The following is a 15,407-nucleotide window of genomic DNA, read 5'->3' on the forward strand; positions in this document are numbered from 1 at the left end:
AGTGATTTCTTATGCGGGAATGCATAAGCTATGAGCCTTGTTATAAAGGAGATAGTAATTCCCGTGTCTACAAATGAAATTACAACAAGACGGTTGCCGAATCTGACAAGTCGTAAAGCGCTACTGTTGTACTCCTTGCCAGTATTAGTTGCGATTGGTGTTTCCAACTCTCTCAAAGAGTCTTCCCTTACCAAAACCATCGCATTGAACCTGCCAGAATCGCAGGTTGTCGAAAATATTCTTGATGCGACAACAGCAGAAGTTGTCACTCCACCCAATTTTGAATACCAAATCCAAGCAGGTGATAACCTGAGTACCATTTTCAGCCAATTGGGCTTCGGCTACAGCTCGTTGATGAAAGTGATGGAAACGGATTTGAACTTCCTTGCTCTTGATACCCTGAAACCTGGCAACACATTGCGTTTTTGGCGTGATGAATCGACAGGTGAGCTACAAAAGATGGAGCTTCAGTTCTCCATTGCCGATAAAGTGGTTTACCACCGTAATGACGATGGCAGCTACGATTTCTCAGACATCTCAATCCCAGGTGTGTGGAAACAAGAGCCATTGGTTGGGGTGATTCGAGGCAGTTTCTCGTCATCTGCAAATCGCTTAGGCTTGAGCTCAGCTGAAATCAGCCAAGTAGTTAACCTCCTAAAAGAGCAAGTGAACTTCGGTAAAGATTTACGTGCTGGTGACCGATTCGAAGTGGTTCGCCGATCTCAAAGCATTGATGGTGTGCCAACTGGCAAGAACGAAATAGAAGCAATCAAAATTTATAACCGTGGTCGTGAAGTTACCGCTTACCTTCATACCGATGGTCAATTCTATAACGCGAAAGGCGAGAGCCTACAGCGTGCCTTCCAACGTTATCCTGTCAGTCGTAGCTGGCGTATCAGCTCTGGCTTTAATCCGACACGTCTTCACCCAGTAACAGGTCGTGTTGCACCGCACAACGGTACGGATTGGGCTGTGCCTATTGGTACACCAGTAGAAGCGACCGGTGACGGTACTGTTATCATGACGCGTAAACACCCATATGCGGGCAACTACGTGGTGATTGAGCACGGTAGCAAGTACAAAACGCGTTACTTGCACCTTAGCAAGATCCTCGTGAAGAAAGGCCAAAAGGTTTCTCGTGGTCAACGTATTGGTCTATCTGGTAAAACAGGGCGTGTGACAGGTCCGCACCTTCACTATGAGTTGATCGAGTACGGCCGTCCGGTGAACGCAATGCGTGCCAATATTCCTATGGCGAGCTCAGTGCCTAAGAAGGAAATGGCGAGCTTTGTCGCTAACCGAGACGAGATGGACAAACTGCTGAAAGACAAAGAAAAAGCAGTGTTATAAAATACAAAAAAGACCAAACATTGTTTGGTCTTTTTTATGCGCTTTTCACTTGTTTTTCGTTGATGATACTTATCAGTTCATTGACGTTGTGTGGCCTCGAATAGAAGTAGCCTTGAATGTGATGACAACCCATCTCTATCAGTTTCTGTAAGGCTCTGTCGTCTTCAACCCCTTCCGCAATCAAATCGACTTCTAACAGCTGTGCTAATTGAGCAATGAGCAGCACCACTTGTTCTGACGTGGTGTTCGCCAACATATTTCTCACAAAGGTGGCATCAATTTTAATGCTGTCAATAGGGTAGTTATGGATGTAGTTCAGACTAGAATAACCCGTACCGAAATCATCCAGTGCAACTTTAAACCCGAGATAACGAAGTGAGTTCAGAACCATCTGTTCGCGGCCACTTTGTGACAACAAAACCGTTTCGGTGAGCTCAATAACAAAGTCAGTCGCTTGGTGGTCGTATTTCTCCAAAATACGCGTTAAAAAGTTCATGTAACGGTTTGAATCAACCAGTTCGTGTGCAGAACAGTTAATAGAAAGCTTCACGTTGTAGCCAAGCTGTCGTTCAAGATCTTGTTTCGCACGGCAAGCCAGTTCAACAATCCGTTCGCCTAGCTCTATGATCAACCCAGATTGTTCGGCTGCTTCAATAAACTCTACGGGAGAGACACTGCCGTAAACGCTGCTGTTCCATCGCGCTAGGATTTCAAAGTAATCCCAGCGGTCACTCGTGATGTCCACAATCGGTTGAACGACGACGTATAGCTCTTCGTTTTCATCGATACTCAAACGCAGCTGTTCGCGTAGCGCTTCAATCAATTGTGTTTGACGATGATAGAGCGCACTTAAATGAGTGTCGTAGTGCTGTATGCGTGTATCCCGGTGCTTTTTACAGTCTTTGAGCGCTAGGCTTGCATTAAGAATCAGGTCGTCACTGTTGAGCATATGGACAGGAGCACGAGCAATACCAATGCTGACCGTAAAGGAAATACGGTTGGATTTATCTGAGTAACCCGCTTCAATCTTATCTAAAATTTCCTGACAAACCGCGACAGGGTCTTCGTCATAAGTGATGAAGGCAAACTCGTCGCCTGCAACACGGAACGCATTATTTGGTGAAGTTAAACTTTGCTGAATCGCATTGGCGGTGAATTTGATAATTTGGTCGCCAATGTAGTTACCGTTAATGTCGTTAATCGATTTGAAATTATCGATATCCAAATAGGCGAGACTAAAAGGGCGCGTAGCTTGTTGTGTGAGTGTTTCTAGCGTGTCTGCCAAACAACTGCGATTGAGCAAACCAGTGAGGTTGTCATGGGAGACTTCATAACTCAGTTGGTTAAGCAGTTTGTCTGAACGTTCACTGATCCACTTCTCTCTTAAGCTGTGGATGATCACGTTGGACAAGAAACGGTGATAGAAGATGATCTCCTTTGCCTCTCGCTCATTGATGGCGCGAGGAAAGGTCGAAAGTAAGATACCAAGCACTTCTCCATTGTGTGTCTTCAGTGGAAGGCCGATGTAAGCTTGAATGCCAGCATCTTGGAATAGCTGATCTTTAGGGTAGAGACGGTAGACCTCATCTTGATAGAAAATAATCTCACCGATGTCTTGTGCTACCTTTTCGCAAGGTGTCCCTTCTAATCCGTAACTCATGTTGTCAGCAATGGTGCCACCACTAGAATTGGAAAGGGTTACGGCACAGTGCTGTAGGTGCGCTATTTCGACTACACATGTGCAGTAGCTTTGAAATTGTTGATGGAGCTCCAGCGTTACTCTATCGAGTAATGCACTACCGTTAAGTTTTAGAATCTCATCAAGCAATTGGATACTGTTTTGTTCATGATCCATTGAACATTTCACCCGACGTTGTGTTTTGCCATATCGTGTTTATGTTGGTTTTGTTACACGATCTTTTCTCATTTAATCGATATGCATCACGTTAACTATTGTTTACTTCACGTGATTTTTCAAACTCTGATTGCTTAAGAAAGGCATTTTTCAACTAATGGGTTAGCAAGGGCTGAATCAACCTCTCACAAAAGTGGCAGTCTCCTTGGTAGTGACTAGATACTAGAGACTGCGCTATGTCGTCTTTTATGAGAGTTTCCTAAGCTATTCACAGACGACGGCGACTTTCTCACTTGCTGCGGTGTTGGCTGGTACAGGATGGTCGATCAGTCGGATAGGGGATTCATACAGTGCAGACAACGCTTGTTCGTCGAGTAACTTATCTGCGTTACCTTCAAATGCGATATGACCTCTCTTTAAAGCAACGATGTGTGTCGCGTAGCGCAATGCGAGGTTCAAGTCATGCAGAATGACAATCACACCCACATCTTCTTTTTTGTTCAGTTCAGACAGCAAACCCATCAGTTGAAATTGGTGATGAACATCCAGTGCTGATGTTGGCTCATCGAGGATTAATACTGGTGACTGCTGAGCAAGCAACATTGATACCCAAGCTCGCTGGCGTTCACCACCGGACAAATCGTCCGCTAGTGCCTGCGAGAATTCAGCAACGCCCGTTCTTTCCATCGCTTGTTGGATAATAGATTGATCTTCTGAGTTCCAAAGACCAAAGGTGCCTCGCCAAGGAAAACGCCCGAGACGAACCAGTTCCTCTACCGTTAAGCCAGCAGAAGCTGGGAGCTTTTGCGGTAGATATGCGATCTTCTTGGCTAGGTTTCTGCTTTTGAAGGAGGAGAGAGAAGTCCCATTTAACTCTACCGTTCCGTGATCCGGTGCCATTTGTCCTGAGAGCAAGTTTACCAATGTCGATTTTCCTGAACCGTTGTGACCAAGAATCACGGTGAGTTCATTCGTTGGAATGGAAAGCTCATCAATTGAGAGAATGGTTCGTTCTTCACGAACGATTTTGATGTTTGAAAGTTGAAACATGTCAGTACTGCCTCGACCAACAAAGTCACTTGATAAAAGCAAATGCACCTTTACTGGCCTTTGAAATTAGATGGTGGTGTTAAGCGCTCTTCTTGTTGTCTGGATGCCTAGGACAATCGTCACAATATTTCCCAGAGTCACACTTATAGACTAAGCAGCAGCTGACCCTAACGAGCTTAAGCATTCCCGAAGTATCGTCGATTTTGAGGCTGTCTAAATGACTATCTGGCAGTTGGCATGCCGCTAACCATAGTTTCGCTTGCTCGGTTATATACTCATTGGTCAGGCTTTGCTCGCGCTGTTGCAGTTTGATTAAACAACCCAATAATAGATCCGCGAGTAAATGGTTGGTAAAGCCCGGGCGGATGCGTGTCCACTCACTAATCTGAACGCGGAAAAACTCAGTGAGTTCAAGTATGGCTTTACCAGCGTGTGGGATTAACTCTTCTGGTGTGCCGTGCTGATGGTCACCATTGAAGAAGCGGTACCCTGTGACGAACTCTTTGTACCTAAATTGACCAATATTCTTGATATCGGGCAGCGAATGAAGGCCGTATATTGAAACAAAAGTGACATAGACAGGTTGCCAGCATACTAGGTCCCAAGTTCGTGTTAACCAGTAGGCTTTACCCGCTTCAGGTTGACTCTTTGCAAGGCCATCGTATACGCGCTTGATTTCGACATGGCTATTATCATTCGTAATAGCGATACTTTTGCTGCTCAGAGAACCATAACTTCCACTAAGATAAGGCGTAATTTGTTTAGAGTAAGCGAAGATTTTTTGGTGTAGAGAAGGGGCTCTCCGACGAGTGAAAACATTGTGCAGCTGGGAAAGCATCTTAAACCATTAAATGAGAATTAATTGCGTTATCATAGCGAACCTTATCGATGATAACCATACAAAATGGGGCATCTCCTCGGCGAAATTTCAATGAGAGCTAAGGATGAATTGGGTGCACTTTAGCCATTTTTAAGTGATAAAAGCGCCTTTAAATGATAAAAGTATCTCTGACATCTAATACGTTATGACCACTACCGAGAATTTGATTGCTTGACTATGAACACACCTGCATTTGACCGTATCAGCCGCGTTTTGGCTTATATCCATGCGAACCTCAGCTCGACACTATCATTAGAGGATATTGCGAAGCAGAGTTGCTGGTCACGATGGCAATTGCAAAGGGTGTTTCAGGCTGAAACCGGGCTGACTGTTGCAAACTACGTGAGAGAACTTAAGTTAAGCCAAGCGGCTGAAGAATTGTTGGACAGCAAAGAGCGAGTGATCGATATCGCCCTTGGACTCGGATTCAATTCAGAAATTAGTTTTAGCCGTTCGTTTAAGCAGATGTTTGGTTCAAGCCCTAGTCAGTACAGAAAAGCGGGAAAAAGAGTAGGGCTAAGAAAGCCGATACAAGTGTCTGAAACGGTAAGCGCTGAAGAAAAGGGCGCGCTAAGTTTCGTTAATGTGCGTATCGACGAAAGAGAGCCTTTCTTGGTTAAGGGGATTACCTCAGAAATCAGTGGTTTGTTTTCACTGACGCAAGATTTTGCCCAGAAAGTCCCTCAACTGTGGTCGCGTTTAGAAGGAGAAGTGACGCTTCCTGATGAGAATGCCTTTCAATTTATTGGCGTTGTCGACCTTACTCAATCGAGTTTTGATGGTACGAATATCCACTATTGGGCTGGGGTCGAACTTAAAGACGAAATCTCAATCCCTCAATTGCCAAGCATTATCTCTGATAAATTAGAGGTCTTATCCGTTCCTAAACAAACCTACGCAGTGGTTAAGCACTGTGGTCCGATTGAGAATCTTCGATACACTCTGAGTTGGTTCGTACTTAATTGGTTGCCGAAATCTGGTTATCGAGGTGTCGACGGTTACGAACTTGAAGTGTACCCATCAGCCTATAAATCTAATGCCGCAGATGCCATCATGGAATACTGGGTGCCTATTATTAAATCGTAGTCATATCTTCTTCCTGCGCACTCCCAGCAAAGCCTCTCAATCAATAAGGTTAATTGTATTTTTAATCATCAATTGACCTAACTCTTCTCAAAATTGGCCAAGTTCTTTTGGAATTTGCACCAAATTGTTAATTATCCCTTTTATAGATACATACAATGCAAATGAGATTTATTATTATTTAAGTTAAGCATTGGTACCGAGGGAATCATGACCACTCACGTTCGTTTTAAGTATTCATCACTGGTAGTTGCGTTGTTGACTGCATTTTCCACGCAGGCTTTAGCAGAAGAAGCTGTTACAGCGACAGATTCGAATATAGAAACTATCACTGTTTTAGGAAAAGCTTACCGTAATACCGCAACTAAGTCGGCACTTGAGCCAGAAGAAACGCCTCAGGGTATTACCGTTATTGATGAAGAACAGTTAGAGCAACGAGGTGTTCAATCTTTGAATCAAGCCCTTCGCTATGCTCCGGGTGTTGTAACTGAAAACCGTGGTAGTTCGGTAGCCATGTTTGATTCGTACTCTATCCGTGGTTTTGCGACCAACAACGTTAACTACTACGATGGTCTTTCGCTTCAATTCTTAAATGGTTGGAACCTACAACCACAGATTGACCCGATTGCAATGCAGCAAGTCGAGATCTTTAAAGGACCAACTTCTGTACTTTATGGTGCAATGCCACCGGGTGGTATGGTGAATATGATCGCGAAAGCCCCGCAAACAGAGCAATCTACTAAGGTTGGCGTTGCGACGGGATCACGTAATTTACAGGAAGCTTCTATCGATACCACTGGTCAGTTTGGCGACAGTGATTTTTCTTACCGTTTGATCGCGCTTGCTCGTAAACAAGATAGCCAAGTTGATAATGCAGAAGAAGAGCGATACCTAATTGCTCCCTCAGTGGATTGGCAAGCAACTGACAGTACATTAGTTAACTTTAACCTTTACTACCAAAAAGATCCTTCAATGGGCATTAACTCGGCAATGCCATTAGATGTTCTGAAAGTAAGCGATCCATCCGTTTCGATGGGTGATAAGAATTGGAATACATTGGAACGTGAAGTGTTGATGGTTGGTTATAAGATTAACCATGACTTCAATGATAAATGGACATTCTTACAGAATGCTCGTTACACCGATGCGTCTCTATACCAAGAGAACACTTATCATGTGAGTTACGACCCAAGCACGCCGAATAAGTTGGATCGTTATTTGTATTCAACGGATGAGAGCTTCAAAGGCTTTGTTATTGATAACCAACTGAGCGGCATCATCAATGTTGGGTCTGTCGAACACAATCTATTGCTTGGCCTAGATTACCAAGACTTAGACGGTAATGTTAACTACTCGTCTTACATTGCGAATGGCAGTGGCTTTAATAGCTTTGATCCATTGAACCCGAACAATGATCTATTAGACCGTAGCGATGTAACTAAAATGGGTGAATATCTAGATGACACAACATCAAGCCAACTGGGCTTTTACCTGCAAGACCAAATCCGTTTAGATGCATTAGTACTGATTGCTGGCGCACGATTTGACCATTACAAATCAGAGAGTGATTACTACGCGCATGAATCTGATCATAAACAGTTTACTTACCGTTTAGGGGCTTTGTATCAGTTTGATAATGGCTTAGCACCTTTTGCAAGTTACGCGACGAGCTTTGAACCAGCGCCGGGTGTTGATAAAGCTGGTAATGAATTTGATCCAGAGACAGCACAGCAAGCAGAGATTGGTGTGAAATACCTGTCTGATGATATGTCGAAAGAAGCAACGGTTTCTCTATTCCATATTGTGAAAGAAGACATGTTGATGACAGATCCAACAAACGTTTATGGCCCAAGAATCCAAGTGGGTGAAGTGGTATCACAAGGTGCAGAGCTATCAGGACGCTGGTTCGCGACAGAGAACTTCGATATTACCGCAGCATATACGTATGTTGACATGGAAATTACGGAAGACTCTAACAACGGTTTAGAAGGCACGACGCCAATTTATGTACCTGAACACACAGCTAATATGTGGGCGAACTACAACGTATTTAACGGCATGCTAACGGGCTCTCGATTCAGCGTAGGTGCTCGTTACGTTGGCGAAATGCAAATGGATGCGAGTAATACACAAGGCAAAGTTCCGTCTTACACGGTGGTTGATTTGTCTGTAGGTTACGATTTAGGGGCAGCCAGCGATACGCTATCTGGTGCAACAGCGAACCTAGCCGTGAACAATATTTTCAACGAAGAGTATTACGCGTGTTACGACCAATCGAATTGCTGGTTTGGTGCAGAGCAATCTATCGAGCTTAGTGTGAACTATGAGTTCTAACTAAGTTAGGAATATCACTAATAAAGCAGCCTTAATTCGGCTGCTTTTGTCGTTTGAACAAATATCGAATTTAGATTAAGTAGGCAAATATATGAGCTTAAAATCAATCGCTTCCCATTTTCATAAAGCAAAAAATTTGAATACAAAACTCACTCTGTCTGTTTTAGCGAGCGCTTTATCGTTTAATGCGATGGCGGATTACCAAGTCGAAGACAGTGAAGGTGTTAAGACTATTAAAGCTCAACCCGTTAGAGTGGCGGCACTGAACTGGGATATAGCAGAGCAAGTGATCGAACTAGGCGTAACACCGGTCGCGGTGCCTGATATTGCAGGGTACAGTGATTGGGTTGTGCAACCTGCGATTCCAGAAGGTGTGACGGATATTGGCACTCGAACAGAGCCTAACTTTTCTGCACTTAAGAAGCTTAACCCTGATGTGATTCTTATTGCTTCGCCTCAGAAAGATCTTCAAGAGCGACTCTCTGAAATCGCACCAGTACTTTATTACCAAACTTATAGTGAGCAGCATAGCAACGCGGCGGCGGCTATCGAGAACTTTAAGAAGATAGCTCAATTGCTTGGCAAAGAAGAACAAGCGAACAATAAACTGGCTGCGATGGATACCCGTATTGCTGTTCTAAAGGCTGAGTTAGCCAAGGCGTATCCAGGTGATAAACCGAAAGTTACTTCATTCCGTTTTGCCAGCACCACTTCGGTGTACATTTACGGTGATAACTCGATCCCGCAATATGCGCTTGAGCAGTTAGGCTTTGAAAATGCAATGGATCTTCCTGCGAGTCAGTGGGGGATCAGTCAAAAGCGTATGACTGAGCTTAAGAAGGTGAAGAATGGCATTGCACTTTACTTCGAACCTTTCCCATACCAAGACAAGTTAAATCAATCCCCAATTTGGAAGAGTATGCCTTTCGTGCGTAATGGCCAATTTAGCTCAGTAGACGCAAGTTGGAGTTACGGCGGGGCGATGTCGATTTTGTATAACGCTGAAGCTATGGCGCAATCGTTGTTGAAGCTCGCGGAGCAGTAATGAGATTCGGTGGTTTGATGATGGGGGCGGTGTTATTGCTCGCCGCCTCTGTTCATTTATGGCTAGGTCAGTCTGAATTTGGTCCCGTTGATGAGTTGTTCCGGCAAATCTCACAGATTAGCGACACCGCTTCGTTCGAACGAATGGTCGATGATTCATTCGAGTTAATGGCGTTAGCCTATGTAAACTTGCCTCGTTTGGTAATGGCGATTTTGGTTGGTGGAACACTTGGCACTATAGGTAGCCTGTTTCAACAGCTAACACAGAATCGCATGATGTCTCCGCTTACCTTAGGTACATCGTCCGGTGCATGGCTTGGTCTGGTCATTCTAAATGTGGTCGCGCCGATGTTGGTGGCTCAGTATTCAGTTTGGTTTGCGCTGGTCGGGGCTTTGCTTGCAATGGGGCTAATTGTTTCCATTGTTGGCATCAAAAATATGAGTGGTTTGCCAATTGTTTTGGCAGGTATGGCGGTTAACTTACTGTTAGGCGCATTTGCGACCGCGATTATCTTACTTAACGACCAGTACGCACAAAACCTGTTTGTATGGGGAGCTGGCGATCTTGGGCAAAACGGTTGGGAACAAGTGCTTTGGTTAATGCCTAAGTTACTGCCAATCTTTGCTATTTTTCTGTTGGCGCCGAGGGTTTTGACGTTGCTTTCGATTGGTTCGGAAGGAGCGGCTGCGCGTGGCCTTAACATAGGTACAACCTTTTTCGTGCTAATGGCAATCGGTGTGTGGTTGGTTTCAGTGTCGATTACCTCGGTGGGTGTTATCAGTTTTATTGGTTTGATTGCCCCAAATATTGCGAGGCACTTGGGCTTTTTAAAGGCGAAATCAGAACTCATTGCAAGCTGTGCGTTAGGCGCACTATTACTCTGTGTGACCGACAGTCTGGCTATATTCTTAGCTCAATGGTCTTTGGATATGATTCCAACAGGAACGGCAACCGCGGTGATTGGGGCTCCGGCTTTGATCATTATTGCCCGCAAACAAATGTCTGCCCAAGATCAAATGTTTTTCTCTATGCCGAAAGGTCCAAAGTCTATCTCATCTTTGGCTTATTTCTTGTTGTTCATCATGATCTTCGGTTTGCTGGCGTTAAGTACATTGTCACAACCGGCGTCTGATATGGGCTACTTTGCAATTCCAGACGCGTTTGAATGGTCAATCCGCTGGCCTAGAATGTTAACTGCGATATTTGCTGGTGGCGGTCTCGCTGTCGCTGGTGTGATTTTACAACGGTTGGTTTACAACCCACTTGCGAGCCCAGACATCCTCGGTGTGTCGGCGGGTGCTGTTTTAGCGTTGATTTTCAGTAGCCTGTTTATGGGATACTCGATTCATTCACTAAGCCCGTGGATTGCGTTTTTGGGCAGCGCTGTTGCACTGTGTTCGCTGTTGTTCCTCGGTAAGAAGCATCAGTTTGCACCCTCGATTCTTATCCTGACGGGTATCTCGCTGACCGCAGTGTTGGAGGCTTTAGTGCAATTCTCTTTAACGCGAGTAGGGGAAGGGAAGTACACCTTGTTGGCTTGGTTAGCTGGCTCTACTTATCGTGTTGAACCTGATGCGGCAACGATCATGGCTATCGTGATAACCGTTTGTATTGGTGTTGCTTTACTGTTGAGCCGTTGGGTGACATTAATTGCTACTGGTCGTCAGTTTGCCAGTGCAAGAGGGTTGAACATCAACACCGCCTATGTCGCTCTGTTGTGCATTGTCGCGATTTTATGTTCGATGGTGACAACCACCATGGGGCCGGTTGCTTTTGTTGGGTTACTGGCCCCACATATTGCAGCGATGGTTGGTGCGCGCTTGGTTCGAGAACAGATCATCTTATCGTTTTTGATTGGTGCGGCACTAATGTTGTTCGCCGACTGGTTAGGACAAGTGGTTGTTTTCCCAGCTCAGCTTGCGGCAGGCACGTTGGTTTCTATTATCGGTGGCAGCTACTTCATCTTCTTGTTGCTGAAATCCCGAAATTCGTAGGCTTGTGAGTAGGCTGAAGGTTTTTGTCATCAAATATCAGCGAACCTTGTTCTTAGTATGATTTGGTGCGTTGGCTCTTTTAGAGTGAGGAAAGTGATAACTTCTTATCTATCACTCAAAAGCACTCAAGAAAGACCAACGCACGCTTGCGATTCCCCAGTGCTTTTGCAACCAAAGCGTAATCAGATTAAGCGCGCTTTTCTTCTTCTAAACGACTCTTTAAGTAGTCCAAGAAGAGCTGGGTTCGAGTGTGTTGGTAATCGAGCTTAGGGTAATACGCATAGACGGTAGCTTCATCAGCTGTGATGTCTGGAAGAATCGGCACTAAAGCCCCGGATCTCAGGTCTTCTTTTATCATCACGTTGTTTGATAGCAAGATGCCCATGCCCCGTTTTGCGCCGTGAAACAGAGCTTCTGGATTAGTGGTGGCGAAATTCCCTGAAAGGCTAATGCGTTTCCCACGATTAGTCTTGATTTCTCTTACGGGCTTTTCTCCCCAAATCAAAACGTTATGCTGTGACAGCTCTTCAACACTTTGCGGTGTGCCATGTTTCTCTAGGTAACTCGGCGCCGCATAAAACTGGGCCTTATGTTCGAACAGAGGGCTGGCTTTAAAGCTAAGCGAATTCAATTGCTCTAACTCTCGGCTGATGAACAAATCTAAACTGAGTTCAGGTATTTGACCGGGTAGGGTTGTAATCAATTGCAGCTTTATGTCTGGGTATTTTTCCAGAAAGTCATCAAGGTAATGCACCAAGAACTTAGAGCCGACGGCGAGCGTAGCACCAATTTTGAGGAGCCCTGCAGGAGATTGGTTAACGGAACGGGTTTCGTCGAGTACGGACTGCCAAGAGTCGAGTTGCACTTTAGCGCGCTCGTAAAACAAAGCGCCTGCCTCGGTTTGGCTAATGGAGCGCGTCGTTCGTTTTAGTAATTGGACGCCGATCTTATCTTCCAACCATTGGATACGTTTGCTGATGGCGGAGCTGGTGGTATTGAGTTTACGCGCTGCTGCATTGAAACTGCCTTCTTCAACAACGCGAATGTAGCTATTAACACTCTGTATCCAATCCATTCAATTCCATCCTCAGGGGAAATAATCCCTTTCCATTTTGGTTGATTATCATCTTTGAGTAACAAATATACACTGTCTGTCGTGAAACTGTCATGTTGTAAGGAGGGTATATTGCGTAAAACACCATTATTATTGGCGATGATGATCATCGCGACTGGTCAAGTAGGCGTCAGCATTTATCTTCCCTCTTTGCCTCTGATCAGTCATGACCTCGCTTTGCAACAGCATACCGTTCAAAACTTAGTGACTCTTTTCCTTGTTGGTTTCGGTGTTTCGCAGTTGTTTTATGGGCCTTTGTCGGATGCCATTGGACGAAGACCGGTGTTTCTCTTGGGGCAGAGCGTCTATTTGATTGGTACGGTCATTTGTATTGTTTTTGCTGATCATATTGTTGCCCTTGAAGCCGGACGTTTGTTGCAGGGACTTGGGGCGGGTAGTGCCTCGGTGCTGGGACGATCCGTCTTGCGTGATAGTTACGATGGGGCGCAGTTAACCAAAGCGCTTTCTTACATATCAGTAACCGCGTCCGTGATGCCGATAGTCGCTCCTTTGTTTGGTGGTTGGATTGCCTATCACATCAGTTGGCATGCGGTTTTTGTGTTCGTGCTTGTTTATCTGCTAGCTATTTTTACATTGGGCTTCGCTGTATTGCATGAAACGCTGCCGTATCCCAAGCGACGCTTTGAACCAAAACGTGTAATGTTGAACTACCTTGAATTACTGACCAATAAACAAGTGATTGGCAGCGCAAGCTACAACTGGCTTAGCTACTTATCTGCTTTGGTTACTTTGTCTCTTTATCCATTTTTGATGCAACAAGAGCTTGGATTAACCGCTGCAGATTACGGAACACTAATGATTGTGCCTTCGGCTGGCTTATTGATGGGCAGTTTGGTGCTCAACTTCATCAACTCACGCTATAAAGAACAGCAGATTTTACTGATGAGCTTTGTCATCGTCGCGGCTTCTGGCGTTATGTTACTTTGTTTGCCGTTCAACGTTGTGTCGTTATTGGTGGCGTTCACTTGCTTGAGCTTTGCACAAGGGATGTCTTTTCCTGTGTCAATTAGCCTCTTATTGTCTCCACACAAGCAGCAAGCCGGCGCTGTGTCTGCTTTGTCAGGATCTATCCAGATGTGTTTGGCAGGTTTGTTTGGTGGTTACCTCGTTGAAAGTTGGGTAACAACTCAACATCAATTAGGTGTGTTCTACGTTTTAGTCGCCGTTATTTCTTGCGTTGTTCTGCTGTTCGGGCAGTTTCGTACGCCTTCAAGTGGCTTGGTTCAACCGGAACGTTCATAGTTAAATCTGGTTGCAAGCATTTAAGCTCCTCTCTAAAATGCGCAACCAATTATTGTGTCGTTACCTACACTTGGCTTATGGAAGTGAGCGTTCGACAACACCCGTTAATCGTTAGGTGAAATCATGCAACAAAACGAATTTGAAGCACTGCTAAAAGAAATCTGTCAAAAAGAAAACCTGCCTCAAGCGCTAGAGCTATTAAAAGCGTGTGAGGAAGAGGAAGTGGCGCAAGCGGCTGAATCACTGACTGGTCAATTTGGTCTTGCTGAAGTAGAAGGCGAAAAACGTATCTACCACATCACGGTTCAAGCCGATGAATCGGGTGAAGAGAAAGAATTCGTTGAACATGTAATGAATGAAGGTGATCACCTGATCAAATTCGCAGCTTGGTTCTTTGAGACTTTCTTTGAGATCAAACCAAAAGACACGTACAAAGCAGCAGGTAAAACCTACCAACAGCCTAAGCGTTAATTACCGTTCTGATTCGCTAGGATAAAAAATTCTGTAAGTAAATTACAAAATAATTGTGACCTGAGTCTTGTTTTGTGGTTTTTATGGTGTAAAATTACAACATAAACCAGTCAATTACTTCTTAGGAGAAGGTCATGGGTTACGAACTTGGTGGTGTTTACTTTGGCCAAATGATTGCCAAAGATGCGATGCACAAAGCGCTTTACGGTAAAGCGAAGAAGAAAAAGCCTTCTATGTTTGCTCGCGTTATGAAAAAGCTAGCGAATTAATAAGAAAAGCCCCGACATCATGTCGGGGCTTTTTGCATTCTAGGTATCGGCTTTTGAATTCGGAGCCCTAAGCTGTTTGGCTTGGGATCTCAACCACGTTATCTGGCACACTATCCAATCCCTTTTCCGCTAACCACTTTTCCAAGTTATCGGCGCCTCCGATGTACTGACCATCTAACCAAATTTGTGGGACAGTGACTGGAGTTTTCTCTCCGATGATCGCTTTTACTTCTGGGATCATGCGATAAAGTGCTGCACTGTCTTTTACAACGTCATGGTATTTGTATTCCACACCCGCTTCATCAAGCAGTTTTTTGGCTTTTACACAGTAAGGGCAGGTCGCTTTACCATAAACGATGTTGCCTTGAAGTTGGTCTCGTTTGGTCCATTCAGCAATAACAGACTGAACAAGCACACCTCTGTTTAGCGCTTCCCCTTGGCTGACGACTTTGCCTTCAACAACTAGGATAGGGGCGTGCCAAGCACCAAGCTTCAACGGTTCCCACCAGTGAGACAACCAATCTTTCACTTCAAGCTCGACAGGTACGTCTGCTAATTCGTTCTCAAACGTATCTGCAAGAATGTCTTTTGTTAGTGTGCATTCGCCACATGGGATGTTTACTTTAAACGGACCCCAGCTTCCCGCCCAACGATACAATGTAATTTTGATTGGCTGTGTCATAAGATGCTCCTCATTTC

General features: G+C 44.8%; 13 protein-coding genes. 8 read left to right on the top strand and 5 right to left on the bottom strand.

Annotation, left to right across the window (positions count from 1 at the left end):
* Positions 1-63 precede the first annotated feature (63 nt).
* Positions 64-1,350: a peptidoglycan DD-metalloendopeptidase family protein gene (locus ACLIIY_RS23125; protein ID WP_038895479.1), complete on the top strand. Its 1,287-nt coding sequence runs from the start codon at positions 64-66 to the stop codon at positions 1,348-1,350.
* 34 nt (positions 1,351-1,384) lie between these two features.
* Here ACLIIY_RS23125 and ACLIIY_RS23130 read toward each other — a convergent pair whose 3' ends face one another.
* From ACLIIY_RS23130 to ACLIIY_RS23140, 3 genes are all read right to left on the bottom strand, one after another.
* Positions 1,385-3,205 carry a putative bifunctional diguanylate cyclase/phosphodiesterase gene (locus ACLIIY_RS23130; RefSeq protein ID WP_434528568.1) on the bottom strand — a complete coding sequence of 607 codons (1,821 nt, stop codon included), beginning with the start codon at positions 3,203-3,205 and terminating at the stop codon, positions 1,385-1,387.
* A gap of 264 nt (positions 3,206-3,469) precedes the next feature.
* On the bottom strand, positions 3,470-4,255 hold the full coding sequence (locus tag ACLIIY_RS23135) for an ABC transporter ATP-binding protein (protein ID WP_434528569.1): 786 nt from the start codon (positions 4,253-4,255) through the stop codon (positions 3,470-3,472).
* Positions 4,256-4,334: 79 nt separating this feature from the next.
* Positions 4,335-5,093: a siderophore ferric iron reductase gene (locus tag ACLIIY_RS23140; RefSeq protein WP_434528570.1), complete on the bottom strand. Its 759-nt coding sequence runs from the start codon at positions 5,091-5,093 to the stop codon at positions 4,335-4,337.
* A 219-nt stretch (positions 5,094-5,312) separates the two neighbouring features.
* Between ACLIIY_RS23140 and ACLIIY_RS23145 the strand changes: the two genes are divergently transcribed.
* The 4 genes from ACLIIY_RS23145 to fhuB all read left to right on the top strand — a co-directional run bounded on the left by ACLIIY_RS23145 (position 5,313) and on the right by fhuB (position 11,591).
* A complete protein-coding gene (locus tag ACLIIY_RS23145; protein ID WP_434528571.1) occupies positions 5,313-6,221 on the top strand; it encodes an AraC family transcriptional regulator in 909 nt (302 codons plus the stop codon).
* Positions 6,222-6,428: 207 nt separating this feature from the next.
* Positions 6,429-8,552, top strand: a complete 2,124-nt coding sequence (locus tag ACLIIY_RS23150) for a TonB-dependent siderophore receptor (protein WP_434528572.1) — start codon at positions 6,429-6,431, stop codon at positions 8,550-8,552.
* A 91-nt stretch (positions 8,553-8,643) separates the two neighbouring features.
* Positions 8,644-9,597: an iron-siderophore ABC transporter substrate-binding protein gene (locus tag ACLIIY_RS23155; protein WP_434528573.1), complete on the top strand. Its 954-nt coding sequence runs from the start codon at positions 8,644-8,646 to the stop codon at positions 9,595-9,597.
* The gene (gene fhuB, locus ACLIIY_RS23160) at positions 9,597-11,591 is read left to right on the top strand and encodes a Fe(3+)-hydroxamate ABC transporter permease FhuB (protein WP_434528574.1); all 1,995 of its coding nucleotides are present in this window, start codon (positions 9,597-9,599) and stop codon (positions 11,589-11,591) included. The genes ACLIIY_RS23155 and fhuB overlap by 1 nt, the downstream gene beginning before the upstream one ends.
* Before the next feature lie 187 nt (positions 11,592-11,778).
* On the opposite strand, the gene ACLIIY_RS23165 is transcribed toward fhuB, so the two are convergent.
* Entirely contained in the window at positions 11,779-12,666 is an 888-nt protein-coding gene (locus ACLIIY_RS23165) for a LysR family transcriptional regulator (protein ID WP_020194793.1), read from the bottom strand.
* 111 nt (positions 12,667-12,777) lie between these two features.
* Between ACLIIY_RS23165 and ACLIIY_RS23170 the strand changes: the two genes are divergently transcribed.
* The 3 genes from ACLIIY_RS23170 (at position 12,778) to ACLIIY_RS23180 (ending at position 14,708) form a co-directional block, all read left to right on the top strand.
* Positions 12,778-13,968, top strand: a complete 1,191-nt coding sequence (locus ACLIIY_RS23170) for a multidrug effflux MFS transporter (RefSeq protein WP_045483401.1) — start codon at positions 12,778-12,780, stop codon at positions 13,966-13,968.
* Between the two features lie 123 nt (positions 13,969-14,091).
* Positions 14,092-14,439 carry a hypothetical protein gene (locus ACLIIY_RS23175; RefSeq protein ID WP_005435558.1) on the top strand — a complete coding sequence of 116 codons (348 nt, stop codon included), beginning with the start codon at positions 14,092-14,094 and terminating at the stop codon, positions 14,437-14,439.
* 134 nt (positions 14,440-14,573) lie between these two features.
* The gene (locus ACLIIY_RS23180) at positions 14,574-14,708 is read left to right on the top strand and encodes a hypothetical protein (RefSeq protein ID WP_009706169.1); all 135 of its coding nucleotides are present in this window, start codon (positions 14,574-14,576) and stop codon (positions 14,706-14,708) included.
* Between the two features lie 67 nt (positions 14,709-14,775).
* On the opposite strand, the gene ACLIIY_RS23185 is transcribed toward ACLIIY_RS23180, so the two are convergent.
* A complete protein-coding gene (locus tag ACLIIY_RS23185) occupies positions 14,776-15,390 on the bottom strand; it encodes a glutaredoxin domain-containing protein (RefSeq protein ID WP_005435560.1) in 615 nt (204 codons plus the stop codon).
* Positions 15,391-15,407: the final 17 nt, after the last annotated feature.

Source organism: Vibrio sp. K4, assembly GCF_051122595.1.
GTDB lineage: Bacteria > Pseudomonadota > Gammaproteobacteria > Enterobacterales > Vibrionaceae > Vibrio > Vibrio owensii.